The following is a 23,766-nucleotide window of genomic DNA, read 5'->3' on the forward strand; positions in this document are numbered from 1 at the left end:
CGTCTGTGCGGGGACACGGTTCAGTCTGACGCTATCGGAGCAGGACGACGCGCGTCGTCTCGTTGATGCCCTCGCCTGAGAGGCGCACCGTGTACGACCCGCTCGGCAGCGAGCCGGCTTCGATCTCCGTCGTCACGAACTGGCCCGGCGACGGCGTGCCCTGGTAGAGTGCACGCACGGTGCGCCCGAGGTCGTCCACGAGCGTGAGCGTCACAGCACGTGCCTCGGTGACCCGGAAGCGGACGGTCGTAACACGCTCGAACGGGTTTGGATACGCGGAGGTAAGTTCGGCGACCTGAGGCAGAGCAGGAGCATCGGCTTCGTTGTCAACCGCTGTCCAGTTGCCAACGGGGGAGAGCGTGGGGCCGAGGCGTCGGCAGGCGTTGTCGCCTTCGCCAGCGCGGAACGTGCCGGTGCGGTACCACAGCACGACATCCGTGTCGAGGACATCCTCGCCGTCGAGGAGTGCAGGCTTGCGGCCCATGAAGGGATCCGGGCTGGGCGGCCCCTCGCTTTCGAAGTCGATCGCGCAGTACTCGGCTGAGAAGCCGCCGCCGTCGTCAACTTCCAGCGGGTTGTAGGCGAGCACGATGGCGTCGGCGTACGCGAAGTCGTCGACGACAAGTTCCGTCTCAGCGCCGGGCGTGAGAACGTAGCCGCGCTCCGTGAGACGGTCAAACACCCCCCACGAGATGCCGTCGCCGTGGTTGCGCTTGGCTTCCTCGTCAAACTCGATCGGGCCCGACGGCGTCCGCTCGACCACGTAGTCGTCCTCGCCCCCTTCGATGTCAAAGTCGAAGCGCCAGTAGGCGTTGTGGTTGCGCCCAGCTTCGGTGCACACGTTGAAGGTGTGGCCGAATGTGAACTCAGGCTGGATGCGCCCGTCCGACCAGAACGTCCAGCGGACGCGGTAGCGGTACCAGCCCGCTGCCATCTGTGTGGTGAGAACGAGTCGATCGTCGAACGACTCGCCAGCAATGCCGACCATGTCGCCCTGGTCGCTGAGCGGGTCTACTTGCCCGTCAAAGTCACAGGTCGTCTTGACCGAGCCAGGCACCGCATCCAGGAAGGCCGCGCCGCCGGACTCGGGCTCTGTTGCGAAGAATATCTCGAAGTCGTTCCAGTCGCGGTAGCAGCCGCAGCCGCCGCTGGGGTCATATTCCACATTAACGATGGGCACGTGGGCCCGCTCGAAGACCTTGCGGCCGTTGTAGTAGACCTTGCGGATCTCTAGGCCCGAACCCTCCGTGCCCGAGCTGTTGCTGGGGCTGTAGACCTCCATCTCCCAGATCGGGTTGGACTCCGGCCAAGCGATGTCGACGCGGTCGCGAACCTGCGTGTAGTACTGGGCGGTGACGGCGGGCGCGAGAAGAGCGGCCGCGAGAAGCAGGACGAACAGACTAGGGAATCGCATCGGTCGCAAAGGTCGGAGCAAGAGGCGGCGGGATCGAGATAAAACGATTAGAAACGGTTGCCGTCGCGAGCAGGGTTAAAGTTGGGATAGGCGACGGTCTGGCTCACGAGGTCGACCACAACGTAGCGGACCCGTTGAGTGCGGTCTGTAGCGTCGAGGAGGTCGATCTGGAGGCAGCGGCTGCCCGGGCCGCAGGCCTGGCCTTCATCCTGCACCAGGATGAAGCCGCCATCAGCCTCGAAGGGGCGCGCAGAGCGGATTGCTTGGAAGTCCGGCTCCGCCATCAGGATCGCCACGGCCTCGTCAAACTCCTCGGGCGTCGGGCGAATTTGCTGAATGGGAAAGTCGGCCACGAGTGCCCCCGCCTCGTCACGGACGACCTGGCGGGTCACGCCCGTCTCGTAGTCGAAAATGACTTCGTGGTGGTACGTCCCGCGTTCGCCGTTGGCGAGCTTGACGGGTTCGGACCACGAACGAAGCACACGCTCCCGCTCGTCGGCAGTGCTGTTTTGGGCGAGCGCAATGGGTGCGGCAAGGAGCGCGAGCAGCAAGAATATGGCGAGGCGCATGGATGGGCAGGGATTCAGGAGCGGGGCATACACACGAATTGTATAGGGACGAAGAATGTATTGGTTCGCCCGGAGTTTCGTTAGTCCAGATCCTTGCCTCCTGCGTCGTTCGCCATCGCCACTAGTTCGGCATTGAGGGCATGGTCCGTGTCGGTGCTGGTATCGTTGTCGAGTTCGTGCCTGGGAACCAATGCAGGTACCGCCGAGCCGTCGGAGAGCGCGTAGTGGAGGCCGCGTGCGCTCGTGCGCGCCGCGACCGGCATCCCGGAGGCGAGCAGGTGCTTGGCTGCGTGCAGGGGGCAGGCCTGCGTAGGGTGACCGGGTTGGTAGAACGCGAACCGTCTGCCGGTAGGGTCTTGAACGAGCGCAAACCCGTCGCCGAGCTTGCGAAGGAGCACGTTGGTCCACTGCGAGCGTGAGACGGTCGGCGTAGCATGCAGCGGTAGGAGGTCTTTGCCCGCGTAGCTGTGGGAGAAACCGGCGTAGTCAGATCGAGCGTCGCTCATCGCAGAAGCCCCGGGGGGCAGGTTCGGGAAACGAAGCGGTGTCGGGACACGGTGGCCCCGATCACCGAAAACGCGCCGTTGGACCAGGCGATTTCTCGTCGGCTCTGCGTCAGAGGTGTGAAGCTTTACGCGTCGCCTGTGCCCACCTTTAGGGTCCCGCCGACGATCAAATAGTCGCGCGCAAGCGCCTCGTAGGCCTCGACTTGGGCGATTTGCCATGCCTCGTCGTAACCGTTCTCAGGACCGCCGAGTTCGGCCGCGAGCAGCGCGGCCACCCGTGGCGCCATCTCGATGCTCGCCTGCGCGTCGAGGAGCAACTCGCGGGTGCGGCGGCTGAGCACATCTTCGACTGTGCGGGCCATCTCATAGCGCGCTGCCCAAACCACCTGCGCGGCGATGGTCCGGCGACGCTCGTGCAGCGGCTCGCCGAGCGACGCGTCCTCGCGAGCGAGGGCCTGGATGCCGGGCGCATCGGAGCCGTAGTTCTTGAGGTCACCGAAGGCTTGGGCGTTGGCGTGTGCGCCGTGGATGCCGAGCATCTTCGTCGGCGAGGGGCGGTCGGGCAGACCAGCCAGCGTCGCGGCCTGATCGATCGTGTCCTCGGCCATCTTGCGGTACGTCGTCCACTTGCCGCCGGTGATGGTCACAAGCCCACTCGGGGCGATGTGAAGCGTGTGGTCGCGGGAGAGTGCCGCCGTACCGCCTTCGTCGTCCGGGTCGCCCACGAGCGGACGCAGTCCCGCAAACGCACTCCGCACGTCCGCGATCGTCGGATCTTTGGTGAGGTACCGTGCGGCGTGGCGGATCACGAAGTCAAGCTCCTCTTCCATCGGACGCGGCTCTTCGTCAGCCTGAGGCACCGGCGTATCGGTCGTTCCAACGACGACAGAGTCGTTCCACGGGATCGCGAAGAGCACGCGGCCGTCGTCTGTCTTGGGCACCATGATCGCGGTATCGCCCGGGAGAAACTCCTTGTCGAGGACGATGTGGATGCCTTGGCTCGCCGTCACCATCGGCTTGACGGCGTCGTTGTCCATCTGCCGCACCCGGTCCGTCCACACCCCCGTCGCGTTGATGACGACGCGGGCGCGAATCTCGTAGCGGTCGCCCGTCTCCACGTCGCGCGCCTCAACACCTGTAACCTCGCCGTTTTCTTTGAGGAGCCCGGTGACCTCCATGTAGTTCAGCAGCACGCCGCCCTGCTCGGCCGCCGTCTGCGCCATGTTGATCGCGAGGCGCGCGTCGTCGAACTGGCCGTCGTAGTAGAGCACGCCGCCGTCGAGGCCCTCGGGCTCCAGCGTGGGGATGGCGTCGAGCGTCTTCTCCTTCGAGAGCATCTTGGAGCGGCCGAAGCCTGAGCGGCCCGCGAGAAGGTCATAGACCTTCATCCCGACGCCGTAGAACGGGCCTTCCCACCAGGCATAGTTCGGGACGATGAACGGGAGGTCGTGGACGAGGTGAGGCGCGTTCTTGAGTAGCAGCCCGCGCTCCTTGAGCGCTTCGAGAACGAGCGAGACGTTGCCCTGCTGGAGGTAGCGCACGCCACCGTGGACAAGCTTCGTGGAGCGGCTCGACGTGCCCTTGGCAAAGTCGTGGCGCTCCAGCAGCAGCGTCCGGAAGCCCCGCGCCGCCGCGTCGATGGCGCAGCCGAGCCCCGTTGCGCCGCCGCCAACAATCACGAAGTCCCAGGGCGGACCACCGCCGGGGCTTGGCGTCGCGCTGTGGAGCGCGGAGATCATCGAATCGCGATTCATGGCAGAACGAGGTGTAGGGTTGGGGGGCGCGGGTGAGCGGTCGAGAAGTGAGACGCCTGACGGGTACGGTGCGCACGTGTGCCTGCTCGTTACTCTTCCGCCCAGCCGCGGGCGCGGTCGAGGGCGCGGGTCCAGCCGCCGCGCAGATGGCCGACGGCATCCGCCTCGCGTTCGGGCGCGAAACGGCGGTCGGCCTGCCACTGCTGGTCGATCTCAGACGGGTCGTCCCAGAGGCCGACAGCGAGCCCGGCGAGGTACGCCGCCCCCAGCGCGGTCGTCTCGGTCACGGCGGGGCGCACGATGGGGGCTTGTAGGATGTCCGACTGGAACTGCATGAGCAGGTTGTTCGCCGCCGCGCCGCCGTCAACGCGCAGCTCCTGGATGGCGAGCCCGGCGTCTTTCTGCATCGCGTCGAGCACGTCGGCGACCTGGTAGGCGATGCCTTCGAGCGCTGCGCGGGCAATGTGTCCCTTGGTGGTCCCACGCGTCATGCCGACGAGCGTGCCGCGGGCGTACTGGTCCCAGTGGGGCGCGCCTAGCCCGGCAAAGGCGGGGACGAGGTAGACGCCGCCGTTGTCGTCCACCGAGAGGGCGAGGGCTTCGACTTCGGCGGCGTCGCGGATCAGTTCGAGGCCGTCGCGGAGCCACTGCACCACAGCCCCGGCGATGAAAACCGAGCCTTCGAGGGCATATTCCATCGGCGCGTCGCCCAGCTTCCAGGCGACCGTCGTGAGGAGGTTGTTCTTCGACGGTACCGCCTCGGTGCCGGTGTGCATCAACATGAAGCAGCCGGTGCCGTAGGTGTTCTTCGCCATGCCGGGCTGCGTGCACCGCTGGCCGAACGTCGCCGCCTGCTGATCGCCCGCGATGCCTGCGATGGGGATGGCTGCCGAAAACAGGCCATCGGCTGTCGAGCCGTAGACCTCCGACGACGAGCGTACCTCCGGCAGCAGCGCCCGCGGGATGCCCAGCAGGTCTAGGAGGTCGTCGTCCCAGTCGCCGGTGTGGATGTTGAAGAGGAGCGTGCGGCTGGCGTTGGTGACGTCGGTGAGGTGGCACGCACCCTTCTGCGCCGTGCCGCCCGTGAGATTCCAGACGAGCCAGCTGTCGATGGTCCCAAACGCAAGCTCTCCCGCTTCCGCACGTTCCCGGGCACCTTCGACGTGTTCGAGGAGCCACCGGACCTTCGTGCCCGAGAAATAGCTGTCGATGACTAGGCCGGTCTTCTCGCGGAACGTGTCCGCGTGGCCGTCGGCTTTCAGCTGGTCGCAGAAGGCTGCCGTTCGCCGGTCTTGCCAGACGATGGCCGGGTGAATCGGCTCGCCCGTAGCGCGGTCCCAGATCAGGGTCGTCTCGCGCTGGTTCGTGATGCCGATCGCGGCGAAGTCGCGAGGCCGCAGTCCAGCGCGCGTCATCGCCTCCGAGGCGACCCCGACCTGCGATGACCAGATTTCCTGTGGATCGTGCTCGACCCATCCTGGCTGGGGAAAAAGCTGGGTGAACTCTTTCTGAGCTACTGCTCTGATCCGGCCAGCTTGGTCAAAAACGATGGCCCGGGACGACGTGGTGCCCTGGTCGAGCGCGAGGAGATACGGCATGGGGGACAAGCCTTGCTTAGACAGGCCTTCAACTTACCGCAGACGGGCATGCGCGTTGCGAGCAGTGCATCGAGGGGCGCCGCGTATCCGCCTAGTCCTCAAGCGGCATCACCAGCCCCAACTGCCGGGAATGCCCTTAAACGGCCCCGTGAGGTCCGATGTAACCCAGCCGCCATAGAACCCTCCAGGCTGAGGCGTCACGCGCTCGCCATCGACGAAGCAGCCATCCAAGGGGGCAGCGTAGAAGGCGAGGTGGTCTTCAAGCGCGGCGAAGCGAGCGGTAGGGGACGGATAGGCCCAGGCAACCTCTGGGACGACTTCGCCGTCGGGCATCACCAGGTCGAAGTACACCGCGCGGCCTTTCCATTCGCAGCCCGACGTCTTCGAGGTCAGCCGAAGGAGATCGGTGCGGAGATCGTCAGGGGGGAGGTAGTAGGTCGGCGGGTGGCTGGTCTCGAGGAGTCGCAGCGCGCGGATTGTCTCGGCGACGACCACGCCGCGGTGTTCGATGCGGATACGCTTCGGTGTGGGTTCGAGGAGAGGCGGGCGCGGGTAGTCCCACACGGACTCTTGGCCGGGAGACGGGCGCTCAGGTTGAGGGCGGCTGTACATCTGTTATTGAAGGAGCTTGGATGAGGTGACGGAGGGGCGAGAGTGTAACGATATCCGTTATGGTGTAGGTGCTATGTAAAAAACCTTGCCGCATGTATTTGTTTAGACAGTGGATACTGCGTTGATAACATGGGGGTAAGTTGGACAAAAACCGCTTGCGCGTGTCCGGCCTTCTTCGTTCCTTCACTCATGCTGCTGCCAGCACTCGCGAGGGTGTCAGCGGCGGTGACGTTCCTTGACACGGTTGTACGCTCCAAAACGCTTACGTCTGATAGCGCAGGTCGGTCCAGCTTACTCTCTCAGGAGAGGCAGCGAAGCCGACGTGTGCACAGATGCTTCCGATTGATGCTTGGCTTGTGCCGGATCGACTCCCGGCCCGGCATACGAGCATCTCCCTGGGTTTGGTGCGGTGGTGCCCGGGGGCGCGCAGCCGATGCAAATCGGACGCGGCGCCCTTGATCGGCTCCGGCGCATCCTCCCTTGAATCATCGAGAAACGAAGCGACATGCTGGATCCCTGCGAGTGGATGCCCTGTGCATCCAGCGACACCGCGCACTAAACTGCGCGGTTGTGCGACGCTCCGCTGTGCCGAGCTCCCAATGAGCCGCAAGGCTTAGGAAGTGAGGGCCAAAGAGCCTTGCAGAAGTACCAGGATGTGCTTCCCCAAGTAGACACAGCAAGAACCAACTACGTGTGGGTCTCTGCTGGAATGCTGGGCTCGACCTCGGATTTGAGCGGTTGCGTGAGGGCTCACCCGGCCTCGCAAGGGCTGCGCGCTGCGCGGCTAGCGAGACGGTGAGCGGCGCTTTAACTCGAACTGCGCCCGTGGCACTCCGGTGACACGAACGCAGGCGGGTGAAGGCACGATCACTCTGCTCGGCGGCTGTCGGGCAGCGAGCGTCGGCACCCGAAGGCAGAACGAACGAAGCGGCCTCGATGGCGGCGTTTCGGCGCGGGATGTAGCACGCAGCGACGCTGCGCGGCTACGCGAACTCCCAAGCCGATACGGCTTGTCGTCGGATCGGTCGTGTTCGAGAAGACTGCAGAGACGGTGCCACCGTTCAAGGAAACGTTGGAAGAGCCCGCGCCTCGGCGTGGGCTCTTCTATGTTCGGACGGTGCGGAAGGACCTCGGTGGGAGCGGGTACGGGCAGGAATCAACGTATCTTGCGGATCTATCCCTGTACGACGTTTTTCCGCTGGCTCCACCCACGATGTATCCCGATCCCAAAGGCTTCGCGCACCCCGCGTCCGAGGAGGCTGTCCTCGCCAAGTGGCAAGCGGAGCAGATCTTCGAGCAGAGCCTCGCCATCCGGGACGGCGCGCCGCACTTCGTCTTCTACGAGGGGCCGCCGACGGCCAACGGGAAGCCGGGCATTCACCACGTGATGGCGCGCACCATCAAGGACCTCTTCTGTCGCTACAAGACGATGCAGGGCTTCCGCGTGGACCGCAAGGCAGGGTGGGACACACACGGCCTCCCCGTCGAGATCGAAGTCGAGAAGGAGTTAGGCCTCCAGGGCCGCGATCAGATCGAATCCTACGGCGTCGCTGAGTACAACCATGCATGCCGCGAGTCGGTGCTGCGCTACAAAGACCTATGGGACACGCTCACGCAGCGCATGGGCTACTGGGTCGACCTCGACGACCCATACGTCACCTTCGAGAACGACTACATCGAGTCGGTGTGGTCGCTCCTCAAGAAGATCAACGACACGCCCGGCCCCGACGGCGAGCCGCTGCTGTATCGCGGGTACAAGATTCAGTGGTACAGCCCTGGGTCTGGCACCGTCCTGTCGAGCCACGAGGTGTCGCTCGGCTACAAAGAAGTTCAGGATCCGAGTGTCACGATCAAGTTTCCCGTGCGTGGCGAGGCCGACACGTACTTCCTTGCCTGGACGACAACGCCCTGGACGCTGCCCTCGAACGCTGGGCTGGCCGTCGGGTCGACCATCGACTACGCCAAGGTCAAGCGCACCAACGAAGAGGGGGACACCGAATATGTCATCCTCGCGACCGCGCTGCTCGGCCAGGTCCTTGACGATAAGACCGTTGAGATCGTGGACCAGATGACCGGCGCTGAACTTGTCGGGATGCGCTACGAACCGGTGTTCTCCGCGTTTGAAGACCTGCATGGGGAAGACGCTGCGTGGAAGGTTGTCGCCGCCGACTTCGTCTCGACCGAGGACGGTACGGGCATCGTCCACATGGCCCCGGCTTTTGGTGCGGACGACTTTCTGATCGGTCAGAAAGAAGGCTTGCCGATGTTTAACCCCGTGCGGGCGGATGGGACGTTCGACGGCACGTACGCCTTCATCGAGGGACAGTGGTTCAAGGAGGCCGACAGAGCGATCAGCCGCGACCTCCGCCAGCGCGGGCTGCTGCTGAAGCACCAGACCTACCTCCACAACTACCCGCACGACTGGCGCAAAGGCACGCCGCTCATGTCGTACCCAGTCGACTCGTGGTTCATCCGCACAACCGCGATCAAAGACCGGCTCGTGGCGCTCAACAAGACGATCAACTGGCAGCCGGAGGGGATCGGCACAGGCCGCTTCGGCGCGTGGCTGGATGGGAATGTGGATTGGGCGATCAGCCGGATGCGCTACTGGGCGACGCCGCTCCCCATCTGGGTCAGCGACCGCTACCCGGACCATGTCGAGGTCATCGGCACGATCGCAGAGCTGCGCGCCAGGTGCGGCGGTGCGTTTCCCGAAGACGCGATTAACCCCGGGACGGGCGAGGTCGATCTCCACCGTCCCTACGTCGATGCGATCACCTGGCCAGACGGCAACGGCGGGACGATGCGCCGCGTCCCCGACCTCCTCGATGTGTGGTTCGATTCCGGCGCGATGCCGTACGCGCAGTGGCACTACCTCGCCTCGGTCCCCGACGACGAGCAGGACCCCGAGATCGTCGCGCAGTTCAAGGCCAACTTCCCCGCCGACTTCATCGCCGAGGGCGTCGACCAGACGCGTGGGTGGTTCTACACGCTCCACGCCATCGCCGCGCTCACGCAGCAGTCGGTCGCCTATGAGAACGTCGTCGTTAACGGTCTCGTCCTCGACGCAGAGGGCCAAAAGATGTCGAAGTCGAAGGGCAACGCCGTCGACCCGTTCGCTACGATCGCCGAGCACGGCGCAGACCCCGTGCGCTGGACGCTGATGGCCGCGAGCCCGCCGTGGGAAAGCCTGCGCTACGACGACGCCCGCGTCCTCGAGACGCGCCGCAAGCTCTTCGGCACGCTCACCAACACCTACAGCTTCTTCGCCACCTACGCCAACATCGACGGCTTCGCATATGACGCATCGGCTCGCATGCCTGTCGCGGACCGCGCCGAACTCGACCGGTGGGTCGTGAGTCGGCTTCAGACGACCATCGCGGAGACGACGGACGCGTACGACGGCTACCACCCGACCAAAGCAGCCCGCGCCGTCGAGACGTTCGTCGACGACCTCTCGAACTGGTACGTCCGCCGCGGCCGACGGCGCTACTGGAATAAGGTCGCAGGCCTCGGGTCGCTGGTCGAAGGTCAGAGCCAGAATGACTCGAGTCCTGCGACTTCCGACCTGGGACCTGATAAGCAGGCCGCGTACGAGACGCTCTACGAGTGCCTGCTCACGGTCGCGCAACTCATGGCGCCACTTGCGCCGTTCTACAGCGAGTGGCTCTTCGGCAACCTCGCCACGGGACGCGACGACCTCCCGGCGTCGGTGCACCTCACCGACTTCCCGCAGGTGGTGGAGGCCGAGCGCGACGAAACGTTGGAGTACCGCATGGCGGTGGCGCGTTCGGTCGCTTCCACGGCGCTCGCGCTGCGCAACGAGGCGCAACTCAACGTGCGTCAGCCGCTCGGCACGCTCCGCGTGGTGACGGGCAATGCGGGTGTCGATGAGGTGGCGCTCGCCGCGGTCGCCGCCATCGTGCGTGAGGAGGTGAACGTCAAGACCGTCGAAGGCATCGCGGCAGACAGCGGCCTCGTGCAGAAGACCGCCAAGCCCAACTTCAAGGCGCTTGGCCGTCGCCTCGGCAAGCAGATGAAGGCGGCCAACCAAGCTATCCGCTCGCTCACCACGGACGACATCGTCGCCTACGAGCAAACGGGCACCCTCACGCTCGACCTCAATGGGGGCGCTGTCACCTTTGGCGAGGGCGACATCGACGTGCAGAGCGAAGGGCTCGACGGCCAACTCGTCGGGCAAGACGCCGTAACGCACCCGAATGGCCAGGTGACGAGCGTCGTGGTTGCTCTCGATCCTGCGATCACAGACTCGCTGCGTGCCGAAGGCTATGCCCGTGAGTTTGTCAACCGCGTCCAAACCCTCCGGAAGCGCGCCGATTTCGACGTCACCGACCGTATCGCCATCACCTTTGCCGCCGAAACGTTCCTCACCGACGCGCTGGCCGCACATGCGGCAACGATCCGGAACGAGACCTTGGCCGTCACGTTGCACGCCTCCGAGCAGCCTGAGGGTGAAACGGTCGAAACGTTCGCAGAGCGCGAGGCCATCGACGGCACCCCCATCACCATTGCTCTGCAGCGCGTGCTCGCTGACGCCGACGCCTAGTTCGTGAACCGTAATTCACCCATGGCCGAACTCCCCAATCCCGACCTCAAAACTGGTCGTCCTACGCCCTTCTCCGACGCCGAGCTCGCCGAGTTTCAGCAGTTGATCCTCGACAAGCGCGCGGCCGCCATGGAGGAAGTCGACGCCATGCGCGCTCAAATCGCGGAGGCCCGCGACGCTGAATCGGACTCGGCGTACTCGTTTCACATGGCCGACGCTGGTACGGACGCCATGGAGCAAGAGAAGCGCTACATGATGATCGCTCGCCAGCAGAAGTATGTGGGCTATCTCGACCGGGCGCTCACACGCATCGAAAACAAGACGTACGGCGTCTGCAAGGTGACGGGCGAGCCGATTGCAAAGGAGCGGCTCCGCGCCGTTCCCCATACCGAGATCAGCATCGCGGCGAAGTTGAAGCAGCAGAAAGGGAAGAGTTGATTTTCCGTCTCTAGCCCTGGTTCTTGGTTGTGAAGCACCCCGCCCCTTTGATGTCGCCCGTCGCGCCTCATCCGCAGTTCACGTTCGTGCGTGAAGTCGGCGGCATCGAAGAACTGCGTCACCGTGAAAACGATTTGACGGTGTTGCTGCTTCAGCAGGCTGCGGCGCCAGTCGTGACGTTCATGGTGACGTACAGCGTCGGCAGCCGCAATGAGCACACGGGGCTGACGGGCGCGACGCACCTCCTGGAACACCTGATGTTCAAGGGCACCAAGCGGTTTAACAAGGCGGCGGGGCAGACCATCTTCAATGTGCTCCAGCGCGTCGGCGCGCAGGTCAACGCGACCACGTGGTATGACCGTACGAATTACTTCGCACTCCTGCCCAAAGAGCACCTCAGCCTCGCCGTCGAGATCGAGGCGGACCGGATGCGCGGGGCACTCGTCAGTGACGAGGATCTTGCCAGCGAGCGCACCGTCGTGCTCAACGAACTCGACCGCGGCGAGAACGAACCGCTGCGCAAACTCCTCCATGCCGTCTGGAGCGTGGCGTTCGTTGCCCACCCCTACGGCCACCCGACCATCGGGTGGCGCTCCGATGTGGAGACTGTCGAGGCTGACGACCTCCGTCACTTTTACGACACGTACTACTGGCCCTCGAATGCCACCATCTCCGTGATCGGTGACTTTGATCGGGCTGAGGCACTCGGGCTGGTGCATCAGCACTTTGGCCATATCCAAGCCCAGGCATCCCTCGGCGGCGATGGCGCACAACCGTTCGTGAGTCCTCAGGCCGTTACACGTGAGCCGCCACAGATTGGAGAACGTCGCCTGGTGATCCGCCAAGCTGGGCAACTCGGGGCCGTGCTCTGTGCGTACAAAGCGTGCTCGGGCCTCGATGCCGACGCAGACACCTTGGACGTGCTGGCCACAGCGCTCACCTCGGGCAAGTCGAGCCGTCTCTACCGCCGCCTCACCGACGAGGGACTGACGACGTCAACCTTCGCCTACTTTCCTCGACTCCGGGACCCCGGCCTGTTTATGGTCTACGGGGCGCTCGCGCCTGACGTGGAGCACCGAGTCGTTGAGGAAGCGCTCCGTTCGATCCTCGCCGAGATTGCAGCCGAGGGGCTGACGGCGTCCGAACTTGAGCGCGCGCGTCGTCAGACGGTGGCGCAGGATGCCTACGGCCGTGACGGCCCCTATGCCATTGCCAGCCAACTCAACGAGGCCATCGCCGTGGGTGACTGGACGCTCTACGCGACCTACCGCGAACGCATCGCCTTGGTCACAGAAGCCGATGTGCAGCGCGTGGCGGCTAGCATGTTCGTTGACGATCGGCTCACGGTCGGTCACTACGTGCCAGAGCCCGCGTAGGATAGTCCGCGCAAGGTCAGGCGAACGGGTGTGCTGGGGCTAATTCAGGTGCACCCGCCACGTCCTCCCGGGGATAGAAGACGAGGGCACACGGAGCGCGCCGCCGTAGTGTGCTCCTCTTCCTCTGCGGTCCCTGTCCGTAGCGAGCGCGGGCATGGCTACGAACGAGTTCGGGAACACGCGGGCGGTCGGTTCTACCTGGGGCGTACGGGCGGCGAGGACGAGTAAGCCGCCGATGAGCACGAACGGCACGACGAAGGAGGCAAAGAACAGGACGAATGCGAGCATGGCACGGGAAGGGCTTTGAAGATGTGAATAGTACAAACGTCCAAAACGTTCATCAGGTTGCCTGGAAAATCACGGAGTCCTGGATCGAGGAAACCCCGATTTCTAGGTGCGAGGAACGCACCCAGGTACCTCGTTGCAGTTGCACGCACGTCGCCTCAGCCAGCGCGCTCCCGACCATGCCCAACGCTCTAAATTCGCCACCTCGCTAGACACTGGAAGAGGTCGGTTCGACCATCGGTACAACCAGCGAGGTCGAGGAGACGCGCTTTTCGGAACGTTCTCGGCGAGCGAGCGACCCGGCGGGCTACACAGGAGGGGCTGCTACGCCGTGACAAGACGACGAGATCACGCCCAACGTAGCCTGAGTGGTCGCCCGACTCGGTAGTGAGGCACCAACACAAAGCGCCCCGCCTTCCGGATCGGGAGGGCGGGGCGCTTTGTGTTGGGTCCAGGCGAAAGCTATTCCTTCTCTTCCGAAGCTGGTTGCTCCTCTTCAGGCGTGTCCGTCTCGGTAGCCTTCGGGGTCGCCTTTTTCCGCTTGGCCTTCTTTGCCTTGAAGTTCAACTCCTCGGCGTTCTTCTTGTGGTCGACGGTGATGTGCGCGCCCTCGGCGAGGTCGTTCTGGAGAATTGCCTCCGCCATCGGATCCTCGACATACTTCTGGATCGCGCGGCGGAGCGGCCGGGCCCCGAACTGTGGGTCGTAGCCCTTCTCCACGAGGAAGGCCTTCGCGGCGTCTGTGACTTCGATGTCGATGCCGAGCTCTTCGATGCGGGCGAAGAGGTCCTTCTGCATGATCTCGATGATCTCCAGGATGTGGCTCTTCTCCAGCGGGTGGAAGACGATCACATCGTCGATGCGGTTGAGGAACTCCGGGTTGAAGACCCGCTTGAGCGCGTCCTCGACCGTCGACTTCATCCGGGCGTAGTCAAAGTCGCTCGCGGTGTCCGACGAGAAGCCAATGCCCTTGCCGAGGTTCTTGATGTCCCGCGCCCCGATGTTCGAGGTCATGATGATGATCGTGTTGCGGAAATCTACCCGGCGACCGAGGCCGTCGGTGAGGATCCCGTCGTCGAGCACCTGGAGCAGGATGTTGAACACGTCGGGGTGGGCCTTCTCGATCTCGTCGAGGAGCACGACCGAGTAGGGCTTGCGGCGGACCTTCTCGGTAAGCTGGCCACCTTCCTCGTAGCCGACGTACCCGGGAGGTGCACCCACGAGCCGCGACACGGAGAACTTCTCCATGTACTCCGACATGTCGATGCGGATGAGCGAGTCCTGGCTGTCGAAGAGGTACTCCGTGAGCCGCTTCGCAAGCTCTGTCTTGCCCACGCCGGTGGGTCCGAGGAAGATGAACGAGCCGATGGGCCGCTTCGGATCCTTGAGGCCGGCGCGGGTGCGGCGGATGGCGCGCGAGAGCTTCTGGATCGGCTCTTCCTGGCCGACCACGGTGCCCTGGAGCGACTCCTCCATGTTCATCAGTTTCTTGCCCTCGGTCACCGCCACCTTGTCGACGGGAATGCCCGTCATCATGGCGACGACCTGCGCGATGTCCACGTCGGTGACGTCGTAGACCTGCGTGTCGGCTTGGCGCTCCCATTCCTCCTTGGCGTTCTCCAGTTCCTCCTGGAGCTTCTTCTCGGAGTCGCGGAGGCGAGCGGCCTCTTCAAACTGCTGCTGCTTGACGACCTGGTTCTTCTCCTCCTTGACCTTCTCGATCTGGTCTTCGAGTTCGACGATCTCCGGTGGCACCTTGATGTTGGCAAGGTGCACGCGCGCGCCGGCCTCGTCCATCACGTCGATGGCCTTGTCGGGGAGGTGACGGTCGGTGATGTAGCGGTCGGCGAGGCGCACGGCGAGTTCCAGGCCCTCGTCCGAGTAGCGAACGTTGTGGTGATCCTCGTAGCGCGGCCGGATCTGCGTCAGGATCTCGACGGCTTCCTCCGGCGTCGCCGGGTCTACGACAATCTTCTGGAAGCGTCGGTCGAGCGCGCCGTCCTTCTCGATGTACTGGCGGTACTCGTCCAGCGTGGTCGCGCCGATGCACTGGATCTCACCACGGGCGAGCGCCGGCTTGAACATGTTCGACGCGTCGAGCGATCCGGAGGCACCGCCGGCACCCACGAGCGTGTGTAGCTCGTCGATGAACAGGATCACGTCGGGTGACTTCTCCAGTTCGTTCATGACCGCTTTCATGCGCTCCTCGAACTGGCCACGGTACTTCGTGCCCGCCACGAGTGCCGCGAGGTCGAGCGTGACAATGCGCTTGTCGTAGAGGACGCGGCTCACCTTGCGCTGTGTGATGCGCATGGCAAGGCCCTCGGCGATGGCCGTCTTGCCGACGCCCGGCTCGCCGATGAGCACGGGGTTGTTCTTCTTGCGGCGGGACAGGACTTGGGCGACGCGCTCGATTTCCTGCTCGCGGCCCACGACGGGATCGAGCTTGTCCTCTTCGGCGAGACTCGTCAGGTCACGACCGAAGTTGTCGAGCACGGGGGTCTTGCTTTTTTCTTGAGGCATGTTCTGACGTTCGCGTCGGGTGCGAGGAGTGCGGCCGCCGCCCTGAGCAGGGCCGCTGCGGGGATTGGCGTTGCCGGACACGATGGCATCGAGTTCGGCGCGTACGGCGTCGTAGGTGACCGAGAAGCCCTGCTGGAGGATCTGCGCCGCGATGTTCTCATCGTCACGCAGTAGCGACAGCAGCAGGTGCTCCGTGCCGATCACGTCGGACTTGTAGAGCTTGGCTTCGAGGTAGGTGATTTTGAGCACCTTCTCGGCCTGCTTCGTCAACGGAATATTGCCGACGGTTAGCGTGCCGCCGGAATTCCGCACCGTGTCCTCGACGGCCTTTTTCAGCTTGAAGAGGTCGCAGCCGAGGTTGCGGAGGATCTTGACGGCGATGCCCTCGCCCTCGCGGATGATGCCGAGCAGCAAATGCTCCGTGCCGATGTAGTCATGCCCCAGCCGAATAGCTTCCTCACGGCTGTAGGAGATTACGTCGCGCACGCGGTTCGAAAAGTTGCCTTCCATGCGGAGTGGGCGGGCAGAGTGAAGAGAGCGATGAGGGTACCGTGCAGGCGAACCGGACTAAAGCAGCCGGCCAAGCTTGCCGATACTCTTAGATAGAGCATCGAGCAAAGCCACACCTGGAAGGGTGTCAAAAAGCACGCCAAGCGCGGTGGCGCGGGCTGTTGCGGCCCGGCTTCTGCGGTGGCGGAGAAGTCCAACCGGACCTTCTGCGCGCTGTTCCTGCCTAGGGGCCTCGTAAAACGGGTAGGGGCACCCGTGTCAAGGCCAGCGGTGAATCGACGTGCTGAGCGGTTGCCCTGAAATGCTGAACGGACCGCCAAGACGGTCCGTTCAGGGAATTCGTAGAAGCGAGGAGGTCGCTAGGCGCCGAAGCTGGAGCCGCAACCGCAAGTCTCCGTGGCGTTCGGGTTCTCGAACACGAAGCCGCGCGCGTCGAGCCCGTCGTGGTAGTCGACCGTCGTGCCCATGAGGTAGAGCCCATGGCGCTTGTCCATGAAGATGGCGACGCCGTCCTGCTCGAACTGGAGGTCGTGCTCCTTCTGCTTGTCGAAGCCGAGGATGTAGCTCATACCCGAGCAGCCGCCGCCGCGGACGCCCACGCGGAGCCCGTAGCCGTCGGGGATCTGCTTGTTGGCGATGATCTTCTTCACCTCCGTCGAGGCACGATCGGAGAGAATGACCGGGTTCGGACGCTTCTTCGTTTTGGCCGGGGCAACGGCGATATCGACGCTCATGGCGATGGAGGCTACGGGACGATGGGTGGTTGGGGCGGGAAGAACCGAGGCGTGCACGGGCTGTTCCGGCCTCACGGAATCTCCGGCGCACCGTGCCGGGCAGTAGAACGCCGGGCCAAGCGTACTACGCCAAGAGCATGTCGGGACCGAGCCTGTGTGAGCGCGGAGCCCGTTCAAGCGTGGAGCCCGAGCGAGATCCGGGGTGCGGCGTATCCTACCCCGCTTGTCGCCAACGCCGCACCCATGTCCGACCCTACCTGGATCTCCCTGCTGCCCCCCGTCCTCGCCATCGTGTTGGCGATCTGGACGCGGCAGGTCTACGCTTCGCTCGCGGCGGGCGTCTGGCTCGGCTGGACGATCCTCAACGGCTGGAACCCGCTCGCCGGGCTGGGCGCGGCCATCGAGGCGGCGGTGGCCGTCGTGGGCGACGCGGGCAACGCGCGGGTGCTCGGCTTCACGCTCGTGATCGGCGCGCTCATAGCCACGATAGAGGCTAGCGGCGGCGTGCGCGGCTTCGTCGACTGGCTCGAACGGCGGCGGCTCGTCACGTCGGGGCGGCGGGCGCGGCTGCTCGCCTTCGTGATCGGCGTCGTCATCTTCATCGAGTCGAACATCACCGTGCTCGTCGCCGGGGCCGTCGGGCGGCCGCTCTTCGACCGCTACCGGCTCTCCCGCGAGAAGCTTGCCTACCTCATCGACGCGACCTCGGCAAGCGTGTGCATCCTGATCCCACTCAACGCGTGGGGCGCATACGTGCTTGCGCTCCTCGGCGAGGTCGGCGTGGACGACCCGCTGGGCACGTTTGTCGCCGCGATCCCGCTTAACCTTTACGCGCTCGCGGCAGTCACCCTCGCGGCCATCGTCGCAGTGACGGGCTGGACGATTGGCCCGATGAAGCGGGCTGAGGCGCGCGCAGCCACCGGACAGATCGCCGACGATGATGCTGCCCCGATGCTAGACGAAGCGGCCCTCGTACCGGACCCGACCACGGCGATTCCGCCCCGCCCAGTCAACATGCTGCTCCCACTCGGCGTGATGGTCGTGATGATGCCGCTCGGCCTCCTCATCACAGGCGGCGGCGACCTCCGTGCCGGGAGTGGCTCCACAAGCGTGCTGTGGGCTGTCCTCGCCGGGCTGGCCGTTGCCTGGGTCTTGCTGCTCGCCCAGCGCGCGTTCACCGTCGAGAAGCTCACGCAGATCGGGCTTCGCGGGGCAGGGGGGATGCTCGGGATGGCGCTCGTGCTGTTGCTCGCCCTCGCGCTCGGCGCTGTGGCGCGCGAACTCGGGACGGGCGTCTATGTCGCGCAGCTCGTGGCGGGCACGTTGCCGCCGCCGGTGCTGCTTCCGGTGGTCTTTCTCACGGGCGCGTTCATCGCGTTCTCAACGGGGACAAGCTGGGGCACGTTCGCCATCATGGTACCGATCGCCGTGCCCGTCGCCGTGACGCTCGGGCTGCCCGCTGCGCCGTTCCTGGCGGCGGCGCTCAGCGGCGGCATCTTCGGTGACCACGCCTCGCCAATCTCGGACACGACCATCGTGTCGAGCCTAGCGGCGGCCACCGACCACGTGGCGCACGTCCGTACGCAGTTACCGTACGCACTCATTGCTGCGACCGTGGCCTCGCTCGGGTTTGCCGTCGTCGGCGCGAGCCTGTAGAGGTCAGTGTCCGCGCGCGTCCGGCGTGTTGGCGACGACGCCTAGCTTGGCGAGCCTCACCGTCTTGGCGATCCGTGACACACGAGTCGCCTTGCGCCTCGCTGACTTGATCCACCACAGCACGCCCTTCTTCGACGAGGCGCTGAAGGCCTCGAACTGTGTGGCGGCGGTAGACTCTTCGGCAAGGGCGTCGCGGAGGTCGTCTGGCACAATCAGGTCCTCGACGCTGTCGTAGACCGTCCACGACCCGTCGGCTTTGGCGGCCTCGATCTTCGCTCGGCCCACGTCGGTCATCAGCCCCGCGTTTTCGAGTGCATCGACCCGCGTCTTGTTGAGCCGCGACCAGATGCTCTTCGGCCTGCGCGGGCTGAGGTAGAGCATCGTCCGGTCGGCGTCGAGCTTACGTGGCAGGCTGTCGATCCAGCCGAAGCAGAGTGCTTCTTCGACAACGCTGTCATAATCGACATAGCGCTCGCCCGTGTGCTTCTTGAACGTGACGAGCCAGATGCCGTCGGGCTGCTCGTGGTTGGCAGCGAGCCAGGCGCGCCACGCTGCACGGCTGGTGACTTCGAAGCGGTCGGCGGAGTCGAGGGCGGAGGGCATGGTGTGGCTGTGCTGGTCTCGACCGTGCTAGTCTCGCCGAGGCGCAGACGCCCAGGGGACATCGGGGCTGCGGTAGAAGTTGATGCCGAGCGCCGTCCATCGCGGGGCCTGCGCGCCGAGGCGAAGGCGATAAGCGTCCCAGTCGTGCGCTGCCGCAGGCGCCCACCCGAGGTCGGCGACGCCCGCGAGGCGCGGGAACGCCATGAATTCGAGGTCGGCACGCGTCGAGATCGTCTCGCTCCAGAGTGGTGCCTCGATGCCCTCGATGGCAGTGGCGGGCACGCCGGGCAGCAACGTCGTCGGGTCCCACTCGTAGGCGTCACGGACGCTGTTCAAGCCCGCCCAGCTGAGGCCGAGTACCGTCGAAGCGTCGTACTTGATGTCGAGGTAGACGCGGTCGGCGGGGGAGAGGATGACCGTCGCACCAGCCTCGACCGCCTCGCGGATCTGCGCTTGCGTCTCGGCCTCCGCGGGGCGCCACACCTGCACGATGCTTTGCGGAAGCAGCTCGACCTCGGCGATTTCGTCCCAGCCGATCACTCTCTTGCCATGCTCAGCGACGATGGTCTGCGCATGCGTCATGAAGGACGCGTATTGCTCCGGCGATAGCTCCCGTACCTCGTCGCCGCCGAGGTGGAAATGGCTGCCTGGCGTGGCCTGGGCGAGCGTTCGTACCACATCGGTGACGAAGCGGTACGTCACATCCCGTTCAACGCACACGGTGCTGAAGCCGACTGACGTGCCGGTGTAAAGGGGCGGCGCGACGCCGTCGCAGTTGAGCTCGGCATAGGAGGCAAGCGCCGCGTTCGTGTGTCCAGGTAGGTCGATTTCGGGAACGATGGTGACGTAGCGTTCAGCGGCATACTGGACGAGTGAGGCGTAGTCGTCGAGCGAGAAGAAGCCGCCCGGTCCGCCCCCGACTTCGGTGCTACCGCCGATCTCGGTGAGCCGCGGCCAGCCCGGGATTTCGATGCGCCAGCCCTGGTCGTCGGAGAGATGGAGGTGCAGCCGGTTGAGCTTGTGTAGCGCCATCAGGTCAATCACGCGGCGCACGTCGGCAGGCCCGAAGAAATGGCGCGCGACGTCGAGCATCATGCCGCGCCAGCTAAAGCGAGGCCGGTCCACGACGCGCCCAGACGGGACCGTCAGCGGGACGGGGAAGGCCGCATTGTACTCGACGGCCGGTGGTAGCAGCTGTCGAAGTGTCTGCGTCGCATAGAACCAGCCCGCTGGCTCGTTCGCCGAAAGTGTGATCCGCTCAGGGGAAACGTCGAGGACATAGCCTTCTGCACCAAGCGAGTCGGGAGCCTGGCGGTCGTAGACGATGGGGGAAAGTGAGGAGTGCCGTTCCGAGCGGGCGTAGGCACGAGCCTCGACCACGCGCGGACGCGTAGCCTCGCCGAAGCTGAGGAGGTGGGCGAGCATCGAGGCGATGCGCGCGGCGTTGAGGTCGCCGTCCGGGACGAGGAGAGGCGTCTCCGGCATGACGGTGAAGGGCGCCGCGTCCGTCCACGTTGCCGCGAGCGGGGCAGGGAGAAGAAAGGCCTCCTGGGCCGCTGCAGAGCCCCCGATGCACGCGACCAGAACGAGGATCCAGGTTGATCGAAGCATGACAAAGGCGAATCGTGAACCGAGAGTGCAAGCTACGTGCGCTACAGTGCCTTGGGAGGTTGGACGGTAACAGGGGCCGCGCGATCTTCGACCACCTACTCTCCCCGGACTCACAAAGACCGTTACGCAGTCGTTGACCTACCTGTAGGGAGACTCGAGCCGGATTGCTGACGCACTCCCAGTACCACCCTCCATCGTCATGTATCAGCCTCTCCTGCGGGCATGCGTCCTCACGGTGTGCACGCTTCTCCCTGCATCCGGCCTTCAGGCACAATCCGACGACGATCCTCGCCCGCTCGTGCTTACCGGAGCAGAGGTCCCCGGTCTGCTTGGTGCGGCCGTGACCGCCCCCGTGTGCTACACCTACACAGACGCCGCTTGGAAGCCTTGTCCGCTGCAGATCGACGAGCGCGATGCGCTGGACCCAGCCGCCGCCTATCCCGCTGACATCTTCGACGCCGACGACCTGTTCGGAGGCCCGCTCCAACTCCTCTACACGGCGCCTCAGGACTACCCGCACCCCGGGTTTACCCCGATCGTGCCCGTCGACTCTGATCCGACGTTTGACAGCGACGACGAACTGGTGCTCATGCTCCGCTTCTTCGGCGAGCAAGTCGACCCTGTGGTCTCGCCACCGCCCTTCTCACCGTTGGAGGTCACTGAGTTGGAGGTGAACGACCGCTACGTCTACCTCTACGTGCCAACGATGCCGCTCGACCAGGCGGGGGGCTTCGACCTCGTGGACTACCAGTTCGACCTGCTTGCCGGGACCTTCCCGGACGACTACAACTTCGAGGGCGACGGCTCCCTGCGTGACATCTACGGCGACTTCCTCGGTGCAAACCCCGAATACAGCGCCGTCGAGACAGCGTATTACAAGACCTCGTTTGAAGACCGCTGGATCCAGCGCGAGCTGCTCCTGGCGGACGCAGGCACGAGCGAACGGGAGCGAGCTACCTACGGGGCAGACTTGCTCGACCGCGTCAAGTTGGGAGGGCGCCCGGACCGCATGGGGCGCGACCCGAACTGCTCGCGGTCGATCTACACGGGTAGTACCCGCCGAGGCACGCTTGGTATCCAGAAGGACGGCCCCATTCGGGCGTTGCGCATCGTGCAAGGCTCGAACTCGGGTGGCCTCAACCTGGCTACCTATGCTCTCTACGAGCGCATCATCGTCTATCGCATCGCCCACCAGATGCACAGCACGCCCGGCACAACGATGTACATCGACTACAGCCCATCGATGGCAGGCATGACGTACTACAGCAACCTCCTCCCGGACGGGGTGCCCGTCGATGGCGCGCCCGATCTACCGACTGGTGGCTATTACCAAACCGACTATATCGAATGGGACTATCTCCTGGGGCCGCAGGGCAGCCTCATCAGTCGCTCCGAGGTAGAGACGAACATCCCCGACTTGTTTCCTTACTCCTACTACGAAGACAACACGACGCCTGAAGTCGAGCAGTGCACCGGCGACGCTGCAGCCTATGCCTCCAATGGCAACGTTTACTTCTTTGGGGAGACTACCGGCGGCAACGTTCCCTGGACCGACCCTGCAGACCTGCGTTCGTTCGACAGCGGTGAGCTTCGGACACTGAGCATGGTTCGGAGCGTCGCCCTTGACGGCGTAGAGCGCACAAAGGCAGAGGCCGATCTTCTCCGCACGACCCTTGCGCGCACACCAGCAGCGTCATCCGCCGTGGTAGAGTCAGGTGGCTCAATCCCGGTTGAACTGACTACGTTTGATGCGGTGCAGGACGGAGACGCCGTGGTGTTGCGCTGGACGACGGCCTCCGAGACGATCAACGCCGGGTTCGCCGTCGAGCGGCTCGCTGATGGCGGGGCCTACAAAGAGCTCGCGTTCGTGAGCGGTGCGGGGACGACGACCGAGGCGCAGACCTACACGTGGGCCGACATCGTACTGCCCTTCGAATCCGACGCACTGCGCTACCGCCTGCGCCAGGTCGACTTCGACGGTAGCTACGCCTACTCGCCTGAAGTCGAGGTGACGCGCGCAGTGCCGCAGGCTGTCCGACTTCTGGCACCGTACCCGAACCCGGCCAGCCACCAGGCTTGGATCCGCTACGAGGTGACGCGCCAGGAAGACCTCTGCATCGAACTGCTCGACGTGCTAGGGCGGCGCGTTGCGGTGCTCGCCGAGGGGCCGCATGCAGCAGGGCGCTACGAAGCGGACTGGTCGCTGGCTCGGTTGTCCAGCGGCGTCTACCAGGTGCGTCTGGTCGGCGACAGTGCTGCGCACACGCGCCCGCTGGTCGTAGTGCGATGAGCACGAATCTGATGAACTAAAAATAAAGAGACATATTTGTGTAGGTTGGTGTTGACATGTGTACTTGCGCGCCCTATGTTGTAATTCCTGACGCCGCGCAGCTTGCGCAGTCAATCCAACAGCATCCGCTCATGTATTCACGCCGCTCCCATACGAATTGCCTCCTTGGCATCGCCACCGTTCACCGGGGGCAGCAGGGCAACGCTGCCGCTTTGTGGCAGGGCGGTTCGTTCCCGATGCCGGGTGAGTTCGATGCACCCTACCCCCGAGGTGGGCCGTGACCTTAGGTACGCTGTGCCTGCACGTCCACCCACCTCGGCTCCGCGCTCAGGTGGGTTTTTTTGTGTCCAAACGCTCTATCGGGGCGAATAAGCCACTATGCGTCCAGGGTGCTGCCCACCACTAAAGCACCTACATCCGTTCACCAGCCTCGCGCTTCATGCCCAAGACGATGTCCTAGTAGCCACCCTTTCAGCGTCTCCAGACCAGGACATGCACACAACGCACGGTCGCTTACCTCATCAAACCAAGCGCATTCAGCCTCGCGCTCCGATCCCCGTTTCGGCAACCGAGCAACGCTACAGCCACCCAGGCCGTCACCTGTCTCAGACAAGCGATATCAACATAGTTGCGTAAATAAATACGCATATTTGTTCCTTGATAGATTGATTGCTTCGCTGCACGAACGACCGGCGTGCGCCCCGTAAGGCGCGTGCCTGT

General features: G+C 64.6%; 16 protein-coding genes. 5 read left to right on the forward strand and 11 right to left on the reverse strand.

Translation table 11 applies throughout. The features are described from left to right. Positions 1-31: 31 nt before the first annotated feature. The 6 genes from AAFU51_13270 to AAFU51_13295 form a co-directional block, all read right to left on the reverse strand. Positions 32-1,414, reverse strand: coding sequence for a T9SS type A sorting domain-containing protein (locus AAFU51_13270; protein MEO1572227.1), 1,383 nt, complete (start codon positions 1,412-1,414; stop codon positions 32-34). Positions 1,415-1,461: 47 nt separating this feature from the next. Further along, entirely contained in the window at positions 1,462-1,983 is a 522-nt protein-coding gene (locus tag AAFU51_13275; protein MEO1572228.1) for a hypothetical protein, read from the reverse strand. Between the two features lie 80 nt (positions 1,984-2,063). Beyond that, positions 2,064-2,489, reverse strand: a complete 426-nt coding sequence (locus AAFU51_13280) for a hypothetical protein (protein ID MEO1572229.1) — start codon at positions 2,487-2,489, stop codon at positions 2,064-2,066. A gap of 125 nt (positions 2,490-2,614) precedes the next feature. Continuing rightward, positions 2,615-4,228, reverse strand: a complete 1,614-nt coding sequence (locus AAFU51_13285; protein MEO1572230.1) for a glycerol-3-phosphate dehydrogenase/oxidase — start codon at positions 4,226-4,228, stop codon at positions 2,615-2,617. Positions 4,229-4,332: 104 nt separating this feature from the next. After that, positions 4,333-5,841 carry a glycerol kinase GlpK gene (gene glpK, locus AAFU51_13290; protein MEO1572231.1) on the reverse strand — a complete coding sequence of 503 codons (1,509 nt, stop codon included), beginning with the start codon at positions 5,839-5,841 and terminating at the stop codon, positions 4,333-4,335. A gap of 108 nt (positions 5,842-5,949) precedes the next feature. Further along, positions 5,950-6,453: a DUF427 domain-containing protein gene (locus tag AAFU51_13295; protein ID MEO1572232.1), complete on the reverse strand. Its 504-nt coding sequence runs from the start codon at positions 6,451-6,453 to the stop codon at positions 5,950-5,952. A gap of 1,213 nt (positions 6,454-7,666) precedes the next feature. On the opposite strand from AAFU51_13295, the gene ileS reads away from it, so the two are divergent. The 3 genes from ileS to AAFU51_13310 are packed head-to-tail and all read left to right on the forward strand — an operon-like array spanning position 7,667 to position 12,834. Beyond that, a complete protein-coding gene (gene ileS / locus AAFU51_13300; GenBank protein MEO1572233.1) occupies positions 7,667-11,020 on the forward strand; it encodes an isoleucine--tRNA ligase in 3,354 nt (1,117 codons plus the stop codon). A gap of 21 nt (positions 11,021-11,041) precedes the next feature. Beyond that, positions 11,042-11,458: a TraR/DksA C4-type zinc finger protein gene (locus tag AAFU51_13305; GenBank protein ID MEO1572234.1), complete on the forward strand. Its 417-nt coding sequence runs from the start codon at positions 11,042-11,044 to the stop codon at positions 11,456-11,458. Between the two features lie 50 nt (positions 11,459-11,508). Next, entirely contained in the window at positions 11,509-12,834 is a 1,326-nt protein-coding gene (locus tag AAFU51_13310) for a pitrilysin family protein (GenBank protein ID MEO1572235.1), read from the forward strand. Between the two features lie 39 nt (positions 12,835-12,873). On the opposite strand, the gene AAFU51_13315 is transcribed toward AAFU51_13310, so the two are convergent. From AAFU51_13315 to AAFU51_13325, 3 genes are all read right to left on the reverse strand, one after another. Next, complete coding sequence (locus tag AAFU51_13315) at positions 12,874-13,122, reverse strand: hypothetical protein (protein ID MEO1572236.1); 249 nt, start codon at positions 13,120-13,122, stop codon at positions 12,874-12,876. A 459-nt stretch (positions 13,123-13,581) separates the two neighbouring features. Continuing rightward, the gene (locus AAFU51_13320) at positions 13,582-16,152 is read right to left on the reverse strand and encodes an ATP-dependent Clp protease ATP-binding subunit (GenBank protein MEO1572237.1); all 2,571 of its coding nucleotides are present in this window, start codon (positions 16,150-16,152) and stop codon (positions 13,582-13,584) included. A 359-nt stretch (positions 16,153-16,511) separates the two neighbouring features. Continuing rightward, positions 16,512-16,886: an iron-sulfur cluster assembly accessory protein gene (locus AAFU51_13325; GenBank protein ID MEO1572238.1), complete on the reverse strand. Its 375-nt coding sequence runs from the start codon at positions 16,884-16,886 to the stop codon at positions 16,512-16,514. A 243-nt stretch (positions 16,887-17,129) separates the two neighbouring features. Between AAFU51_13325 and AAFU51_13330 the strand changes: the two genes are divergently transcribed. Then, positions 17,130-18,542: a Na+/H+ antiporter NhaC family protein gene (locus AAFU51_13330; GenBank protein MEO1572239.1), complete on the forward strand. Its 1,413-nt coding sequence runs from the start codon at positions 17,130-17,132 to the stop codon at positions 18,540-18,542. Between the two features lie 3 nt (positions 18,543-18,545). On the opposite strand, the gene AAFU51_13335 is transcribed toward AAFU51_13330, so the two are convergent. Beyond that, positions 18,546-19,145: a YdeI/OmpD-associated family protein gene (locus AAFU51_13335; protein MEO1572240.1), complete on the reverse strand. Its 600-nt coding sequence runs from the start codon at positions 19,143-19,145 to the stop codon at positions 18,546-18,548. Positions 19,146-19,172: 27 nt separating this feature from the next. Continuing rightward, positions 19,173-20,756, reverse strand: coding sequence for a family 20 glycosylhydrolase (locus tag AAFU51_13340; GenBank protein ID MEO1572241.1), 1,584 nt, complete (start codon positions 20,754-20,756; stop codon positions 19,173-19,175). A gap of 199 nt (positions 20,757-20,955) precedes the next feature. Here AAFU51_13340 and AAFU51_13345 point away from each other — a divergent pair, with 199 nt between their 5' ends. Next, on the forward strand, positions 20,956-23,046 hold the full coding sequence (locus tag AAFU51_13345; protein MEO1572242.1) for a T9SS type A sorting domain-containing protein: 2,091 nt from the start codon (positions 20,956-20,958) through the stop codon (positions 23,044-23,046). Positions 23,047-23,766 lie beyond the last annotated feature (720 nt).

It is taken from the genome of Bacteroidota bacterium (genome assembly GCA_039821555.1).
GTDB lineage: Bacteria > Bacteroidota > Rhodothermia > Rhodothermales > Rubricoccaceae > JBCBEX01.